The sequence below is a fragment of the Roseobacter sp. TSBP12 genome (genome assembly GCF_009129705.1).
Classification (GTDB): Bacteria; Pseudomonadota; Alphaproteobacteria; order Rhodobacterales; family Rhodobacteraceae; genus Celeribacter; species Celeribacter baekdonensis_A.
On sequence record NZ_PYIB01000007.1, the window covers coordinates 296,271 to 311,608 of the forward strand.

The 15,338-nt window shown below is 56.6% G+C and carries 13 protein-coding genes; 5 read left to right on the forward strand and 8 right to left on the reverse strand.

All coding sequences use genetic code 11. The features are described 5' to 3' along the window. Positions 1 to 7: 7 nt before the first annotated feature. Positions 8 to 766: an NAD kinase gene (locus C8029_RS03990; protein ID WP_009573070.1), complete on the reverse strand. Its 759-nt coding sequence runs from the start codon at positions 764 to 766 to the stop codon at positions 8 to 10. 291 nt (positions 767 to 1,057) lie between these two features. Between C8029_RS03990 and glyA the strand changes: the two genes are divergently transcribed. Continuing rightward, positions 1,058 to 2,353, forward strand: a complete 1,296-nt coding sequence (gene glyA, locus C8029_RS03995; protein WP_152002280.1) for a serine hydroxymethyltransferase — start codon at positions 1,058 to 1,060, stop codon at positions 2,351 to 2,353. Positions 2,354 to 2,422: 69 nt separating this feature from the next. Further along, positions 2,423 to 3,283, forward strand: coding sequence for a DUF817 domain-containing protein (locus C8029_RS04000; RefSeq protein ID WP_152002281.1), 861 nt, complete (start codon positions 2,423 to 2,425; stop codon positions 3,281 to 3,283). Here C8029_RS04000 and C8029_RS04005 read toward each other — a convergent pair. Then, positions 3,258 to 3,629, reverse strand: coding sequence for a hypothetical protein (locus tag C8029_RS04005; protein ID WP_009573067.1), 372 nt, complete (start codon positions 3,627 to 3,629; stop codon positions 3,258 to 3,260). The two genes, C8029_RS04000 and C8029_RS04005, sit on opposite strands and share 26 nt — an antisense overlap. Before the next feature lie 52 nt (positions 3,630 to 3,681). On the opposite strand from C8029_RS04005, the gene C8029_RS04010 reads away from it, so the two are divergent. After that, entirely contained in the window at positions 3,682 to 4,461 is a 780-nt protein-coding gene (locus tag C8029_RS04010; protein ID WP_152002282.1) for an alpha/beta fold hydrolase, read from the forward strand. A 21-nt stretch (positions 4,462 to 4,482) separates the two neighbouring features. Here the strand turns inward: C8029_RS04010 and C8029_RS04015 are convergent, their stop codons facing one another. Continuing rightward, positions 4,483 to 4,668: a hypothetical protein gene (locus C8029_RS04015; RefSeq protein WP_009573065.1), complete on the reverse strand. Its 186-nt coding sequence runs from the start codon at positions 4,666 to 4,668 to the stop codon at positions 4,483 to 4,485. 167 nt (positions 4,669 to 4,835) lie between these two features. Between C8029_RS04015 and C8029_RS04020 the strand changes: the two genes are divergently transcribed. After that, entirely contained in the window at positions 4,836 to 4,973 is a 138-nt protein-coding gene (locus C8029_RS04020) for an entericidin A/B family lipoprotein (protein ID WP_009573064.1), read from the forward strand. Positions 4,974 to 5,225: 252 nt separating this feature from the next. Next, complete coding sequence (locus tag C8029_RS04025; RefSeq protein ID WP_152002283.1) at positions 5,226 to 5,465, forward strand: hypothetical protein; 240 nt, start codon at positions 5,226 to 5,228, stop codon at positions 5,463 to 5,465. A 526-nt stretch (positions 5,466 to 5,991) separates the two neighbouring features. Here the strand turns inward: C8029_RS04025 and C8029_RS04030 are convergent. The 5 genes from C8029_RS04030 to C8029_RS04050 all read right to left on the reverse strand — a co-directional run bounded on the left by C8029_RS04030 (position 5,992) and on the right by C8029_RS04050 (position 15,334). After that, the gene (locus tag C8029_RS04030) at positions 5,992 to 6,246 is read right to left on the reverse strand and encodes a hypothetical protein (protein ID WP_152002284.1); all 255 of its coding nucleotides are present in this window, start codon (positions 6,244 to 6,246) and stop codon (positions 5,992 to 5,994) included. A gap of 216 nt (positions 6,247 to 6,462) precedes the next feature. After that, positions 6,463 to 7,161, reverse strand: coding sequence for a glycoside hydrolase family protein (locus C8029_RS04035; RefSeq protein WP_193217583.1), 699 nt, complete (start codon positions 7,159 to 7,161; stop codon positions 6,463 to 6,465). A 54-nt stretch (positions 7,162 to 7,215) separates the two neighbouring features. Then, a complete protein-coding gene (locus C8029_RS04040; RefSeq protein ID WP_152002286.1) occupies positions 7,216 to 10,095 on the reverse strand; it encodes a hypothetical protein in 2,880 nt (959 codons plus the stop codon). Continuing rightward, a complete protein-coding gene (locus tag C8029_RS04045; RefSeq protein ID WP_152002287.1) occupies positions 10,092 to 12,623 on the reverse strand; it encodes a hypothetical protein in 2,532 nt (843 codons plus the stop codon). The genes C8029_RS04040 and C8029_RS04045 overlap by 4 nt, the downstream gene beginning before the upstream one ends. Then, entirely contained in the window at positions 12,620 to 15,334 is a 2,715-nt protein-coding gene (locus C8029_RS04050) for a hypothetical protein (RefSeq protein WP_152002288.1), read from the reverse strand. The genes C8029_RS04045 and C8029_RS04050 overlap by 4 nt, the downstream gene beginning before the upstream one ends. Positions 15,335 to 15,338 lie beyond the last annotated feature (4 nt).

Below are 15,338 nucleotides of genomic sequence, written 5' to 3' on the forward strand. Positions count from 1 at the left end.
GCCGCATTTACACGAATTGTTCGCGCAAAAGCCGCTCTTCCAACCCGTGCCCCGGATCAAACTGAATCCGGTGGCGCACATTTGGTTCAGAGGCAATTTCGACCCAGACCACATTGGCGGAATGGCGGCTGTCGGCATCGGCCATAACCGGACGTTTTTGCGGCTCCAACACGTCAAAGCGGACCTTTGCGCTTTTGGGCAACAAGGCTCCGCGCCACCGACGGGGGCGAAATGCCGCCATCGCGGTCAGTGCCAAAACATCCGATCCAATCGGCAATATCGGCCCGCGTGCGGAATAGTTATAGGCGGTCGACCCGGCAGGCGTCGAGACAAGGACACCGTCACAGACCAGCTCATCCATCCGCACCTTACCGTCGATGGACACCCGCAGCTTGGCCGCCTGCGGTCCGGCGCGCAACAAAGAGACCTCGTTGATCGCAAGTGCGGTATGTTCCACCCCATCGGCATCTGCGGCCACCATCGAGAGCGGGTTGATCACCTCTTCCTCGGCCGCCAGCAAACGTTCGACCAAATTGTCATCCTGGAACTCGTTCATCAAAAATCCGACCGTGCCGCAATTCATGCCGTAGACCGGCGTGTCGAGATGCATGGTCCCATGCAGCGTCTGAAGCATGAACCCATCACCGCCAAGCGCCACGATCACATCCGCCTCCTCCAGAGGAACGGAGGCATAGCGCGCCTGCAACCGCTCAAGAGCACGCTGCGCGATTTGGGCATCGCTGGCCGCAAAGGCAATTTTGACCATCTGTGGGACTTCTTTTTGTCTGGCGAAGAGGGCGAACCGGTACGGCCCGTGCCCTTGGTTACCAAAGCCTTAGCCGGAATTCACGCTTTTTCGCACGATGCGCCCCCTCGAAAGCCGCCCCCCCCCAAACGTCCTGATCCCGAGACGCGTGGCGCGGATCGGAAACCCCTGCCCTCTCTGATCACCCGGATCGCTCATTTCATCATCATTATGCAACGGATGAGGGTTTTCCAAATGTGACAGAATGGCTAAGAAGCCCGCGACACTCCCACGCTGCCAAGGAGCATGTGCATGACGTCCAATGTCCGCGATTCCGGTTTCTTTACCGAACCCCTGTCCACCCGTGACCCCGAACTGTTCGGTTCGATCACCCAAGAGCTTGGCCGTCAGCGCCATGAGATCGAATTGATCGCCTCTGAAAACATCGTCTCCGCTGCGGTGATGGAGGCCCAAGGCTCGGTCCTGACCAATAAATATGCCGAAGGCTATCCGGGCCGTCGCTACTATGGCGGGTGCCAATATGTGGACATCGCCGAGAACCTTGCGCGGGATCGCGCAAAAGAGTTGTTTGACGTTAAGTATGTAAACGTACAGCCAAATTCCGGCTCGCAGGCCAACCAAGGCGTGTTCACAGCACTGCTTGAGCCCGGCGACACCATCCTTGGCATGTCCTTGGATGCTGGTGGTCACCTGACCCATGGTGCCAAGCCGAACCAGTCCGGCAAATGGTTCAACGCCATCCAATACGGGGTCCGCAAACAGGACCAGCGCATCGACTATGATCAGGTGCAAGAACTCGCTACAGAACACAAACCCAAGATGATCATCGCTGGCGGCTCCGCCATTCCGCGTCAGGTGGATTTCAAGAAAATGCGCGAGATCGCTGATTCTGTCGGGGCCTATCTGATGGTCGATATGGCGCACTTTGCCGGTCTCGTGGCGGGTGGTCAGCACCCCTCGCCCTTCCCCTATGCCGATGTGGCGACCACCACGACCCACAAAACCCTGCGCGGTCCGCGCGGCGGCATGATCCTGACCAACGATGTCGAAATCGCCAAAAAGGTAAACTCCGCGATCTTCCCCGGCATCCAAGGCGGCCCCTTGATGCATGTGATCGCGGCGAAAGCCGTGGCCTTTGGCGAGGCGCTGCGTCCCGAGTTCAAAGAATACGCCAAACAAGTGATCGTGAATGCCCAGGCGCTGGCCGATCAGTTGATGAAAGGCGGCCTTGATATCGTCACCGGCGGCACCGACACCCATGTGTTGCTGGTCGATCTGCGCCCCAAAGGCGTGAACGGCAAAATCACCGAGGCCGCTTTGGAGCGTGCCCACATCACCTGTAACAAAAACGGTATCCCGTTTGACCCGGAACCGCCGATGATCACCTCTGGTGTACGTCTTGGGACGCCTGCAGGCACCACACGCGGGTTTGGCGAAGCCGAATTCCGCCAGATTGCCGATTGGATCGTCGAAGTGGTCGATGGTCTGGCCACCAATGGCGAAGAGGGCAATGCCGAGGTCGAAGCCGAGGTGAAAGCCAAGGTGGAAGCGCTGTGCGAAAAATTCCCGCTCTATCCGAACCTGTAAGAGCGTTTGGAGTATGATGTCAAAGGGGCCCCGCCGGGCCCCTTTCTGTTTATGTATGAGTAACTGAACATGGCCCAACCGACCCCAAAAGAACGCGCCTTAGGCGATTGGCTGCGCGCCCGCTTGCCGCATGGCGTGAGCGAACTCATCATGTTCGTGGTCAAAATGGGCTGGGCCGCGCTGTTTGGCGGGCTGCTTTTGATCGCAATGATGCTCACCCATAAGCTCTGGCAAGACGACTGGCCCATCGCCCGCTATGACGCGCTTTTGGCCTACGCTTTGAGCCTGCAAATCCTGTTTTTGGTGTTTCGGCTGGAGACCGTGGGCGAGGCCAAGGTCATCCTGCTGTTTCACCTCACCGGCACGATTATGGAAATTTTCAAACTCCATATGGGCAGTTGGGATTACCCCGGTGCCGGGCTGATCAAAATCGGTGGTGTGCCCCTATTTTCCGGCTTTATGTATGCCTCCGTTGGTAGCTTCATGGCCCGCGCCATTCGCCTCTTTGACATGCGGTTCGCGCCCTACCCGCCCTATTGGGCCTCTCTGCTGTTTGCCGGAGCCATCTATCTGAATTTCTTTACACATCACTTTGGGCCGGACATCCGCCTCGGCCTCTTCATGGCCTCCCTGCTGCTCTATGCCCGCACCCGCGTGTGGTATCGCATGGGCGGCTGGTACTGGATGCCGATGCCTCTCGCCGGAATATTGTCCGCATTCTTCCTTTGGGTCGCGGAAAACGTCGGAACCGCCACGAAAATCTGGCTCTACTCCGGCCAAGCGCCTGGTGAGATCGTGCATGTTTCGAAAATGGGGTCGTGGTATCTACTGCTCTATGTGAGCTTTGTCACTGTCACCTTGGTCCAACGTGACGCGCTTTCGCCCGTGCCGTTTAGACCAGACCCTAAATCAGACCGCGCCACATCATAACGCCAAGGATCAATCCGCCCGTGACAAAAAGGATAAAGGCCACGGTAGTGATCCAATCGAGGATGCGGTTTTTGGCGCGGGCTTTCGGGTCTTGCCGCCTGAGGAAATAACGCAGCTCCTTAAAGGCCCGGTTCACCTTGGCGTGGTTGATCTGTTGCGCCAATTTCGGATGGGTTTCCAAGGCCATAGCCTCAAGGATCACCTCGCCCTTGCGCCGCGCCCAGCGCGGCAAACGCCGCCCCGCTTTCGTGAACTTGGCCGCAAAGCCATCGCCCAGATGCACACCCATACGGTCACGCAAAAGCGTGCTCAATTCTTCGGCGCGTTGGGCAATGGATATGGTCATATCGTCGTTTTAAGGGGTTTGACAGGGACCGCCAAGCCGCTATCTGTGGGGCATGCTCAACACCGTTCTCACCGGCTCCTCAACGGACCGCCCGCCCCTTTTGATCGTCCACGGCTTGTTCGGGTCCGCCCGCAACTGGAGCGTCATCTCAAAACGTCTTTCCGATCAACGGCTTGTCCTCTCCGTCGACATGCGCAACCACGGCGACAGCCCGCGATTTGCATCGCAAAGCTACCCGGATATGGCCGCCGATCTGGCCGAGGTCTTGGAGGCGCATATCGATGCCTATGGCCCCTGTCATGTCATGGGGCATTCGATGGGCGGCAAGGCGGCGATGGTGCTGGCGCTGACCCGGCCTGAGCTGCTCAAATCCTTGACGGTCGCGGATATTTCACCCGTCGCCTACGCCCATGACAACACACCTTTGATCACTGCCATGCGCGGGCTGGACCTCTCAAAGGTTGAGAAACGATCCGACGCGGACCGGATGTTGGCGCATGAGATTTTGGACGCGGGTGTGCGCGCGTTTTTGCTACAAAGCCTTGTCGTCAAAGAGAAAAAATGGCTCTTGAATCTGGATGTTCTAGAAGCCGAAATGGGCAAGATCGTCGGGTTTCCCGAGCTGTCCGGCACCTATGATGGCCCTGCGTTCTTCCTCTCCGGTGGCGAAAGCACCTATGTCTCTCGCGACCACAGGGATGCCACCAAAGCCCTGTTCCCGCACGCAAAATTCGCCTCCATTCCCGGCACGGGCCATTGGCTTCATGCCGAGAAACCGCGCGAATTTGAGGCGGCACTGCGGGCGTGGATGGAGGCCATCGACGCGCGTTGATCGCGGATCAGAACTCTGTGGTCAAAACTCTTCGGTGAGTTTTTTCGAAATGATCCAAGTCACTGGAATCGCGACAACAAACCCGATGGCTGCGGCGATCAGGATCGGTTGCAACGTGTCCTTGCCAATGGTCAAAGCCACGACAATGGCGACGCCCATCAAGGTTGTGGAAATCAGCGAAAACAGGATGCCAGCAAGGCGGGTCATGGGGTCTCTCCCTTAAAGTCGATCGCGCATGTTGGAAAATAAGGCATTTTTGCAATACTGCTTTGATCTGAGACAAACGCCCCCCTGCGCGGGAGTTTGCGCATCGGTTCGACATCCCTCTGCATCGCCCTAGATATGTGGGACCTGACATTTAAATGGAGTGACCCATGACACGCACCCTCATGATCGGATTGTGCCTTTTGGCCCTCGCCGCCTGCGAAACCATCGAAGGCGCCGGTCAAGACCTGTCCAAAGCCGGCAATGCGATTGCGCAAGAAAGCCGTGAGGTGCAGTCGGGGATGTGATCTCTGACAGGAGATGAGTGAGACAGCGCCCGCCGTTTGGTGGGCGTTTTTTTGTTCTCACAGCACTGCAGGAGCCGGATAAATGAAGATTATTGCAGGATAATCAACTGATTACAAATTTTTAGATAAACGTTAAATTTCAATGACTTAGCAAAAATAACGCAAAATAATAAATACAATAAAAACAATATGTTAAATTCTATCCGATCTCACCTGACCCGATAAAATTTCAACTAACCAGCAGGAGGCACCATGCCAAAGCACCCGACTCCGAACAAGCCCGGCCACTATTGGGCAAAGCTGATCCACCCGTCACGGGAGCCCGAGGGCGAGGACTGGGCTTCCACAGACTGGGAGGTCGTGCAGGTCAACGACAACAACGGAGAGGGCAATGAGAGGTTGAGCGTCAGCGTCCCCGGGATTGAGCCGAGCCAGTGGGTTCCAGATTTTGTGTGGGGGCCGGAAGTGCTCCCTTTCACCCAGTACAACTAACTCGCAGGAGGGCCCCATGGCACAGGTTGAAAAATTTCGAGGTGTGAGCCGCGATCATCGGCGTCTTTTACGATGCACTGAGTGCGATTGCGCTACGTTCAAAGTGGTCAAGGTTGGTGCGTCCGAAATACCACGGCTCGAATGCTCAAACTGCGAATGCACAATGATAGAGGTGAAAATAGATGTGTGAATGTCGATCTTACAATGGCTCAGAGTACCTTACCGGATCCATCCCTGAGCGCATCTTGCCATACCGCAAGTATTTTCCAGAAAGCACCCGAGAAACAGTCTGCGTTGATGATTGTATCGCCGATATGATGGAGAAGCTTTGGGAGGCGGGCGTTAAAACGGTCGCGTGTTGCTGCGGGCATAACGGTCAGGCTCCGATCGCAAATGGCAACGCAAATGTAATGATTTATGATCCAAAGCAAGCCGCCCTTGCGCATGAAATTCTGTCATTTGACAGCCGCAGGTGGTGGGTGACATTCTGGGCAGGTCAAATCGAATAACCACGCGCGCGCCATATTCAGTTCACTATGCACTCCGCCAACTCACACAGCACATCAAGCGTAGCATCATGTGTGCCATCTGCGGCTTCCATCCACTCTTCGGCAGCGATCAAATATGCCGCAACAGATCGGTTTGATCCGCTTGGAAGGGTGGGCTTTGGACCAAGCTCAAGCGCGGCCCGGTCAATCTCAATGCGCGGCGCGACGTGCCCGCAGGAGATCAACAGCGGCACCGATAGCAGGGCTGCGACAAGTGTCATCATCTTTGACATTCGAAAGCTCCTCATAGAGCGCAGAAAACTCGGCAGCACGCACTCGTGTTTGGACCAGCGCATTGCCGAGAATTGATGACACGGCGGTCTGTGCCGTGCGGGATGCCTCAGACTGCGCCAAATCGGCGCTCAGGGCTGCATTGCGCGATTGTAGCCACCACGCCCATCCACCGAGGACCAGACAGGCAATTAGGGCGTATATGGCGAGTTTTTGCATTACAGTCCCGACAAACAAAGCGCACGGTTGGAAGGGGGCATACCTGGCAATCCACGCCAGCGGCGGTTCTCAAGTCCGCGGATCATGATGCCCTTGACGAATACCCATCGCGGCATTTGCTCACATGCCTGCCGCAGCTTTCCGGCATTCAAAAGGCGCACAAGCGTTGAGCCACACGCCGCCCCTGCTCCGACATTGAAAGTCCAGTCGCGCACCGCCATGACAGTATTCTCAGATAGGCTTTGGTTGGTGATGCAGCGGCTCATAGGTCGGTCAACCTTACGCTCCATATCTTCCCAGAACCACGCCTCGATCTGGTCGTTAGAATAGCACTCACCGAGCTTAAGCGATGGGTCCATGTGACCGACGCCAACAGTCGGGTAGCCGCCGCTGTCCAGATAGACGCAGTTTTCATAGCCTTCCCACGCGGACGTATAGGCCCACTGTCCGCTGGCAAGCGTGGCCGTGAGAATGCCACCTACGATCAAACCGACACCGCGCTTACCAACTGCGCCACCCTCGTCCTTGCGATAGGCCCGCCACTGTTTGCGCGCGAAAACGTACATCTGCATGATGAGCCACAGCGCCGACAGGATCGGCACCATCTTAACCGCGACCGTACTTGCATGATCCAGAGTTGGCCACCACGCCGGAAGCGTCACTCCACCGACGGATAGGGCGTTTGTTGCTTTGGTCATTTGTGCCTCAAATTTTGTCATTTTACCCCCACACGGATTTTAGTAAAAAAACCATCACCAAATCACCCGGTTGTGTTCGAGTGTGCCCGCCTCAATGTGGCGGATCAGCTTTGCCATCACCCGGCCATTGATGTTGGTGTAATGCTCCGCCAGTTTGTGATTGTAGGCCACTGGACCGTAGAGCACGTCATAGAGCGTGTTTTGATCATAGGACCCAGTGGCCCAAGCCGGTTCGAGCACATAGGCAAATGTGGCTTTTTCGATGTCGAACAGTGCGGCATCCAACAACTTCGCTGCAAGACGTGTGGAGGTGTTGAGATACCCATATGTGCGCAGCCCCGGAACAGGGATGCCGTTACCTGTCCAATCGCGTATGACCACGCTGTCGCTATCTGGAGGCCAGATTGTCGTTTCCTCATCCAGTTCGACCATGCGCACAAGGACGGAGTAGGATGCTGTGACCGGGATTGCTTCTGCGACTGTGACCGTGCCTCCTGATCTCGCAGTCACTGTATATGTGCCCGCACAGTCGCCTGTTGCCACAGACAAGCGAGATCCGACGCCAATAAGCTCACCGCCAAAAGAGTAGGTCTCAAATGGCCCTGAAATCGTATTCGCAACCGCGTCGAAGGCGTGGGTCGTCGTTACGGAATAGCTCAGATAGGGCCAATATTGCCGGTGTGTGTCTGGGAAATCTTGTGCGCCACCGCGCGCCAAATGCGGATGTTCAGTCGTAGACAGGAATGGCATGCCGCCGCGACCGCGAATTTCGGCAACAATTTCCAACAAATCTTGCGGCATAGACGGATAGCCAGATTGTCCATTCATATCTGTTTTGCCACCCGAGTTCATAGTGTTGAAACCCATCCAAGCGTCGTGGTCCGTTTCAATTGTGTCCTGAATTTGAGCCAGAAACTCCGAGATAAATGCGCCTCCGACTGCCTTCATATCGACCGCAAATTCGACGTTCTGCATAAGACTGAAAGTGTCGTTCGCACGGTCGGCCAATAGCTGCACGGGCGCGTAAGGCCCGGCAGCACCGCCCTCCGCTACCGCACCAGTGTCAATAGAATCCCCTGCCGCCCCAATTTTGATTGTGCGCGCCGTTGCTTTTGTGCGCACTCCATCGTTCCACGTATAAAAATTGACCGGGTTGCGAGGATCAGCGGGCCAAGCAGCGTCAAGTGGGTTAACGCCCATAATTTTGGCGGTCAAGACCCGTGCCTCGGCTGCAAAATTGCCAATGCCAGCTATCGCCTCCAGCAACGCGATGCGGTCCGAATTTGAAATGGTGTCTGCAATGACAGCGGCCAAATCAGCAGTGGTGACGCCAGAAGCTATAAGCCCCCACGCGTTTCTAGGCGCACCAGAAAATCGCAGTAAGACATGCCTTTGGGTCTTAAATTCACCACCGGCAAAATACTCCTCCGCTCCGTACAGGCACTCGTTGGCGGACCCATTTAGGACCACTTTGGCTCGTCCGGTATTGGCCTGTGGCACCTGAAACGCCACAAGGGTGCCATCAGTCGCGCTGACAGGCCGTGGCGTGGTCAGCGTGTAAATGTCAAATGTCCCATCGGTCGAGTACGTCACAGACGTTGAGCGCGCGACGTGTTTATTGATCGTAGAAACGTCCGCCGCATTGAACTCCACGATGAATGCCGCACCCGGCAAATTTGGCCGAATGATCATAGACTTACCTGGCTGAATTTCACCCCCCTTCATCGCACCGCCTGTGTAATCAAGCAAAGACCACGTCACACCGGCCACCGTCGCAGTCGGCGCAGCCGTGTTCGCAGCGGTCGGCGTAAAGATGATGCGAGTTCTTGCGGCTAGAATTTGCGCATTTGTCAGATCGCAATCTGTGAGCGTCAGGATAATTGCATTTGCTGTTCCCGACACATCGGCGCGCCACACGGCACTCGCCGCGTTCGCTGTTTTGTCTGCCTTACCCGCCAGCCCGGTCCCACGCATCCACTGCGCCTGCGCTGATGCTAATCCATCAGCTGCAAATTGGTAGTAGCCAGCATTTGGGACGGGATCTGGCCCGCCAAGTATAGGATCAATGTGTGTGCCAGTATCCGTGTCATCGACAAATGCCCACTCACCCGCTAACGCTGAGGTAAGTGAAAAGCCCGACCATGATGAATACTGTCTATCACCCACCTGCACGGTGTCGTAGACAAAATCAGCCGAATTTTCAGCATTACTTGCAGATACCGCTGCATTAGTTTCCGCCGAAGAGGCGCTTACGGCTGATGCCGACGACTTAGCCGCATGGTGCTTGGACGAATACTGCCCCGGATCGACCTCAACATCCTCTGGGTTCTCGGCCCACTGTTCGGCCTTGTCTTGTGCTGCTTCTGCCGCATCAATAGCACCCGCTACGTCCCCAAACTGCGCAGCAATGTCAGCTACTTCTGCGGCGTATGTTTGAGCGTTTTCAATATCGGCGCCGGTCGGACCTGCCTTCGGATTTCCATCCTCATCACAAATAATAACGCGGCCAGCTCTCTCAGCAGCATCGTCAACGAAAAAGTTAATGGTAGGGAGGTTGAATGGCACGCGAAAAGTGCGTGTCATTTGGTTTTGGATCTCCTGTACTGCCCGAGAAAGTCGATCCACTTGCTTTTCAAGTGAAACCTCGCGGGCACCGCCAACGCCAACCCAGCCCTGTTCCGCATTGGTATTTCTGATGATATATAGATGGCCCATGTCATATGCGGCAGAGATTGCCTCTGACAAATAAACATTTCCTGAGGTTTCACTCGCCGTTGGGGAGGCTGAAAAGTCAACGGAGCTCAGCTCTGTAAGGACACCATTTAAGTCAATGATGCAAGTCAGAGCGCCTTCGTTGTATTCGTGCCCTACGGGATAAGGGCCAATTCCATCAATCACATATGGCGCAGGAGGGTTGAAGGTTTCAGTTGTCATTCGGGTCCTCCGAAAGCGTTGTTGAGATCAGGTGCGCGTGATGGGAGCATGTCGCCACGCTGCCACCAGGAGGCATTGCCATAGTCTTGTTGCCGGCGACGTTCTTGGCGACGCCAAAGGGTTTCAGCTTCAGGATCAAGCCAACGCTGCAATGTGTCGGCCACAATGCGGTCATAGGCGGCGCGGGCATACCAAAGGCTTGATGCAACTGGGGTATTGCGACCCGCGAAATTTGCAATGTCACGACCAATCAAGGGATCTTTACCATCGGCAACACGGGCCGCATTTGAGGCAATGGGGCCAATCACATCGCCGGCAAGTCCGAAGACCGGCCCGGCAATTGTTTCACCAATACCGCCCCCCATTCGGCTCGTTTCAGCCGCAAAGAAATCTCCGAATATCCCAAGTCCACCACCCTGCATCATGGCGGCCATCCAGAATTTTCCATCATCCATTGGGCGCGGATCATTGCCTTTTGTCAGCTCTTTGAGCTGCACGGCCAAACCGCCCAAAATTAAGAGAGACGCGCTCATCTCTGCCGCATATTTGGCTTTAGCCATGGGACCAGGAAGGGTTTTCCAACGACGAATTTGGCCAAGAGTGAGAGAGATGGAAAAGCTCTTATAGCTCATGAAACTGCGCGCTAACTCACCGCTGACAGATCCCGGTGCGGCGGTCCCCTGCAACATGGCACGACCTTCTACGCTTGCAGATGGCACTGCATATTCAAGCTGTTCTTGCATGATGGCCTCAAGCCGCACAGCAAGACCCTCAGCTTCAGCCCGAGAGATCGATGTCTGATTTTCCAGAAAATACATCGGGGATATGAAATCTGCACCGCTGGAAGGATCAGAAAAACGCACCGCGGGGTCACGCAACACATCCCAATCTGCGGCGGTGATCCCGCGTTCATCCAAAATCCGGCGCAGGCTGTCATCGATCTTATCGAAGGCGCGATCGGCATTCTCGGCGAGATAACCGGAGAATTCCATTTTAAAGGCGATGCGACGCATATCCGTGACCCAGCTGAGGCCAGAGGCGCGCAACGTAAAGCCGGCCAACCGCTCAGGCAGACCGGTGCCAAACAACTGTCCAAAATACCGCGATGACCCGCCGCCGGCATCCGCGAGCGCACTCGCGACATATCCCATACGGGCGGCCGTCTCCCTCGTTGCACGGCTGGCCGTAAGCTGTGCACTGCGCGACAAAACATTGCGCGGCTTGATGCCGACAATTTTGGCAGCCATGCGGATGGTGGCTAAATCAGTAACGGACGACACTACGGCAGAGCCAAGCTGCATCGATGTCAAAACAGATCGCGTGCCAGAAAAGAAACTGGCCCAGGCTGCACTTTCTGGAATATTCGCATCGCCATTCAAATGCGCCAACATCGCCTTGGCGCGTTTGCTTTGTGTATTGACCCGTTCGGCCAGCTTGCTTGCCGCCTTCAGCTCGGAGGCGGTCTTTGCCAGGGCTGCGGCTGTCTCCACGCGTTTTTGAGCCACTTGTATGGCGTATTCGAGACCCATCCGAGGGTTCGGCCCAAGGACACGCATCAAGGCCACGTCGCGCGCCAATCCATGCACGCCGTCGATCATGGCTGAGAAGGGATCAGAGGCACCATATTTCTTGTTGTATTCAAGCCAGCTTGATCCGTCTTTGAAGTGCAGGACGCGGGCATCGGCACGCTGATTGTAAAGTGCTTTACCGCCCACACTCATCGTTGGGTCTTTGTCATACCAACCGCGCGTTGTGATGCCCTCAAATACATCGCGCAAAAAGCGGTCTGTACGGGCGCGCGCCGGAACATCACCAGCGTTTGCGGCAAAGGGCTTACCTGTGGTCACATCATCGATCTTGTCCCAGGCAATCCGCCCTTCGATATCAGCGCGCCACGCTTCAAATCCAGCCTTGCGCAGCTGCACAACATCGTGCCTGTGTTGCACGCCGTAGTTATCCAGCTCTCCAATTGCGCCGCCATGGGCATTAAACGCGCGCCGCATCCGATCTTGCGCCTTGCGCACAGCCTTCGCCAAATCGGCGGCGCGCAAGTCTCCCGAGGTCTCACCATGAAGTTCGCGGATGACATTTTCAAATCTGGCGATATTGCGTGATGATCCGACAACATTCAGGCCAGTTTCTTGCAAAACCTCATGCAAAGTCGCATTGATTTGCGCCTCATAGCCTTCGCGAATGGAGCGCACACTTTCGCCGCGATAACCTGATCCGTCGGAAAATTCTAAAAGATTGCGCAAAGCTGCGCCTGGGTCATCTGCTGTTTCAATGGCATTTTTCAGCCGCCGCATTGTTTGGAGCTGATTGACAACGGCATGGAACCGCCGCCGCGACAGAGCATCAGTTGCCTCTTTCAGATCTGCGGCGGCGGCGGCCTCAGCCTGCGCAAGGGGCATCGTCGTGCGATACCGGTCGCGAAGCTGTTCGAAATTGCGTCGAGCCTCATTGGCACGGGCTGGGTCAAGCTGTCCTGCTTTTACCGCGCCCGCAATGCAATCTGCAATATTACTCATGCGCTGGCCCCCTGAAGGTAACATGTGTTCACAGCCTCGATCAGCGCCCGATCCTGATCCAGATCGTCAAGGATTTCGCGGGCGCTGGCACGGGTGCCGTCTTCAAAGGTGATTTCAGCATCGAGAAAGGCGCGGCCGATGTCATCGCTCTCCATTTCGGCGCGGATCACGGCTGTGTCGAGATCGGCCAAATCGGGCAGATCAACGGAAATCTCCATCGGCTCAATCATTGGCGGAACCGTTGTCCCGCGTGGCCGGCCAAGATCATCGGGCAGATCGGCAAATCGCGCATCGAGGCGGGACAGGACGTCATGCGGCGTGCCGCCCAACAGATCGCCTGTTTTGCCCACTTGCCGCGCCTCGCGCGCATAAGACGTCAAGAAACTCGTCACACTGTCCGCAGATGCCGCACGGCCGTCCGGATAGAACTGTTTCACCAGACGCACGGTGAGCGGCGGCACAGGGCCTTCCAACAGATCGATGTCGTCCAGCATCTCAGATATGATCGAAGCTACGCCTTGCCCCTGCCCTGCGGCCTCACGGGCGTTTGAGATCATCCGCATCGCATCGGTGACAAAACCGGACAGATCAAAACTCTCGACCACCTGCCCCGCCTCGATCTCGGCCCGCAAGGTGGCCCACTCAGGGGCGGACCGGTCCAATGCCGTCATCAGGCTTTTAAGCTCGCCCGCATCCTCAAGTTCGGCAAAGCGTTCGATCAGATCCGGGGCCTCCCAGGCGCGGGCAAAAAAGGCTCCGCTCAACCGGCGTTTTCCTTCGGCATTGAGCGCGCCTGCGGCATCAAACATCGCGTTGCGCTCTGAGCGCGGCAAGGCGCTCAGAACAGAGCGGACAAAGCCGCCATTGCCGGGATCGGATACACCCAATGCCGGATCGAACAGGGCCAGACGGTCGGCACTCATGGCGCGCGCGCTTGTGCGGGCGATTTCTGTTGGCGTCATACGGGCGACACCGCTGTCTTGGGCGGCGACCACGAAATCGCGCCGCCCTGCGTCATCGAGGGTAGAGGTCCGCCGTGCAATCAAAACCGGGCGCTCAATGCCCTCAGGCACCACGAAGCCCGCGGTTTCGATTTGGCTGCGATATTCTGCGGCGCGATCGGGGAATTGCTCATAGGCGCGCTCAATCGCGCCAAACCGTCCATTGCCGCTTTCAATGATACCGTCAGGACCAACGATGGGCGTACCGCGATCTGCGGTGCTGGCCGGCATCAAAAGGGCAGGATCAAGACGGGCGGCCGTGTCCGCGATCCACGCATCCGATGTGCCGCGCGATCTGTCACGAGGCTGCAAGTCGCCACCGGCGCGTTTGAGAAATGAGGCGTCAACCACCTCATATTTGACATCGATGGTGATATCATCTCCGGCGCGCACCTGTCCGCTGCCTGTATAGCCGCGCGAGGTTTGCGATCGATCTGGTGTCCAATCTGCGCGGGGACCACGATATCCCTGCCAGGCGGCTGTGCCCTGACGACGATAAATCCACTGCCCAAGTTTTTCTTGGAGAGCGGGCGTCATGATTTCATTGCCAGTCAAACCGAGGCCGCGCTTGGCGGATTTTAGAGTGGTGCCGACGATCTGATAAGCTCCCATCGGTGTTGCGACGCGGCCAACCTGCCCCTTGACCCACTGCGCGTAGGGGCCATTAGGATTGGAAAATTCAATTGCTTGATCGACGGTCATATCTGTGAGTTTGACGCCGTCAAATGGACCGCCGGCGCGATTTGAATATCCAAACAGGGCCTCATAATCTCCACCACTTTCGCCGGCAAAAATGCCGCCACGGATGGCTTGCCAGTTTTCCGGCGCATCCGGTAAATTTGGGGGTGTCTCTGGTCCTGAGCCAGATTGCTTTGATGCAATGACCGTGTCCAAAGGCTTGCCCGTTTCAAGCGTCTCTTGTGCCGCATCGATAGACGTGGCCGTGTCGATCTGGGAAACGCCTTCCGGGGCACTTTCACCAGCTCCGGCATGGCGAGATTTGCGGTATTCGAGAAAACGCACGCCTCCGGCCAATGCTCCGCCGAGACCTGCCGACATCAAGCCGGCGGTGGCCATGTCTGTCGCCACATTCGGGCGCTCAATGCCCAAACGGTCTGCCATGGGAATAGAGCGCTCTGTGGCGGCCATCCCCTCAAATGCTGCACCGACCACACCCTCAATTGCCATTGTGGTTAAAACGCCCACGCGGCCCGGCGCGCCAAAGGGCAGCGAGGCAAGCGTTTGCTCATCAGTAAAATCAGCCGCCAAAGACCCGGCCAACTCTGGGCCCCAGCTTCCATTTGGTGCAGAGCCCAAAATCGCCTGTTGATCTTCATATTCTGCGCGCAGACGTTCCGTCACCTGACGCTCAAATTCATCCTTTGAGCCTGGCAGATCGGCAAAGGCGCTGACGCTCTCGTCGCGCGCTTGGGTGACTTTGGCAAAGGCGGCATCGCGGCGGATCTGATATTGTTTTGTTGATGGATATGGTCTTCCGGTGGGGCTTGCCAGTGGCACATCGACGCCGCCGATTTGCGCAAGCATATCATCCAAAACTGCATTGCGCGTTTGGTCGACCTGCATCCATTGATCGCGGGTGAGACGTTGCGACCGGAAAGACGCCGAAAAGCGATCACCAGGCGTTGGGATATCAGTCGCCATCGTGTCGGCGGGCTGCTCACCTTCTGCGGCTTGAAGGAAAAATGTCATTGAC

What these genes read in the sequence shown, in the direction of transcription:
- C8029_RS03990 (WP_009573070.1), bottom strand. Translation starts at nt 766, where the DNA reads ATGGTCAAAATTGCCTTTGCGGCCAGCGATGCCCAAATCGCGCAGCGT.
- glyA (WP_152002280.1), top strand. Translation starts at nt 1,058, where the DNA reads ATGACGTCCAATGTCCGCGATTCCGGTTTCTTTACCGAACCCCTGTCC.
- C8029_RS04000 (WP_152002281.1), top strand. Translation starts at nt 2,423, where the DNA reads ATGGCCCAACCGACCCCAAAAGAACGCGCCTTAGGCGATTGGCTGCGC.
- C8029_RS04005 (WP_009573067.1), bottom strand. Translation starts at nt 3,629, where the DNA reads ATGACCATATCCATTGCCCAACGCGCCGAAGAATTGAGCACGCTTTTG.
- C8029_RS04010 (WP_152002282.1), top strand. Translation starts at nt 3,682, where the DNA reads ATGCTCAACACCGTTCTCACCGGCTCCTCAACGGACCGCCCGCCCCTT.
- C8029_RS04015 (WP_009573065.1), bottom strand. Translation starts at nt 4,668, where the DNA reads ATGACCCGCCTTGCTGGCATCCTGTTTTCGCTGATTTCCACAACCTTG.
- C8029_RS04020 (WP_009573064.1), top strand. Translation starts at nt 4,836, where the DNA reads ATGACACGCACCCTCATGATCGGATTGTGCCTTTTGGCCCTCGCCGCC.
- C8029_RS04025 (WP_152002283.1), top strand. Translation starts at nt 5,226, where the DNA reads ATGCCAAAGCACCCGACTCCGAACAAGCCCGGCCACTATTGGGCAAAG.
- C8029_RS04030 (WP_152002284.1), bottom strand. Translation starts at nt 6,246, where the DNA reads ATGTCAAAGATGATGACACTTGTCGCAGCCCTGCTATCGGTGCCGCTG.
- C8029_RS04035 (WP_193217583.1), bottom strand. Translation starts at nt 7,161, where the DNA reads ATGACCAAAGCAACAAACGCCCTATCCGTCGGTGGAGTGACGCTTCCG.
- C8029_RS04040 (WP_152002286.1), bottom strand. Translation starts at nt 10,095, where the DNA reads ATGACAACTGAAACCTTCAACCCTCCTGCGCCATATGTGATTGATGGA.
- C8029_RS04045 (WP_152002287.1), bottom strand. Translation starts at nt 12,623, where the DNA reads ATGAGTAATATTGCAGATTGCATTGCGGGCGCGGTAAAAGCAGGACAG.
- C8029_RS04050 (WP_152002288.1), bottom strand. Translation starts at nt 15,334, where the DNA reads ATGACATTTTTCCTTCAAGCCGCAGAAGGTGAGCAGCCCGCCGACACG.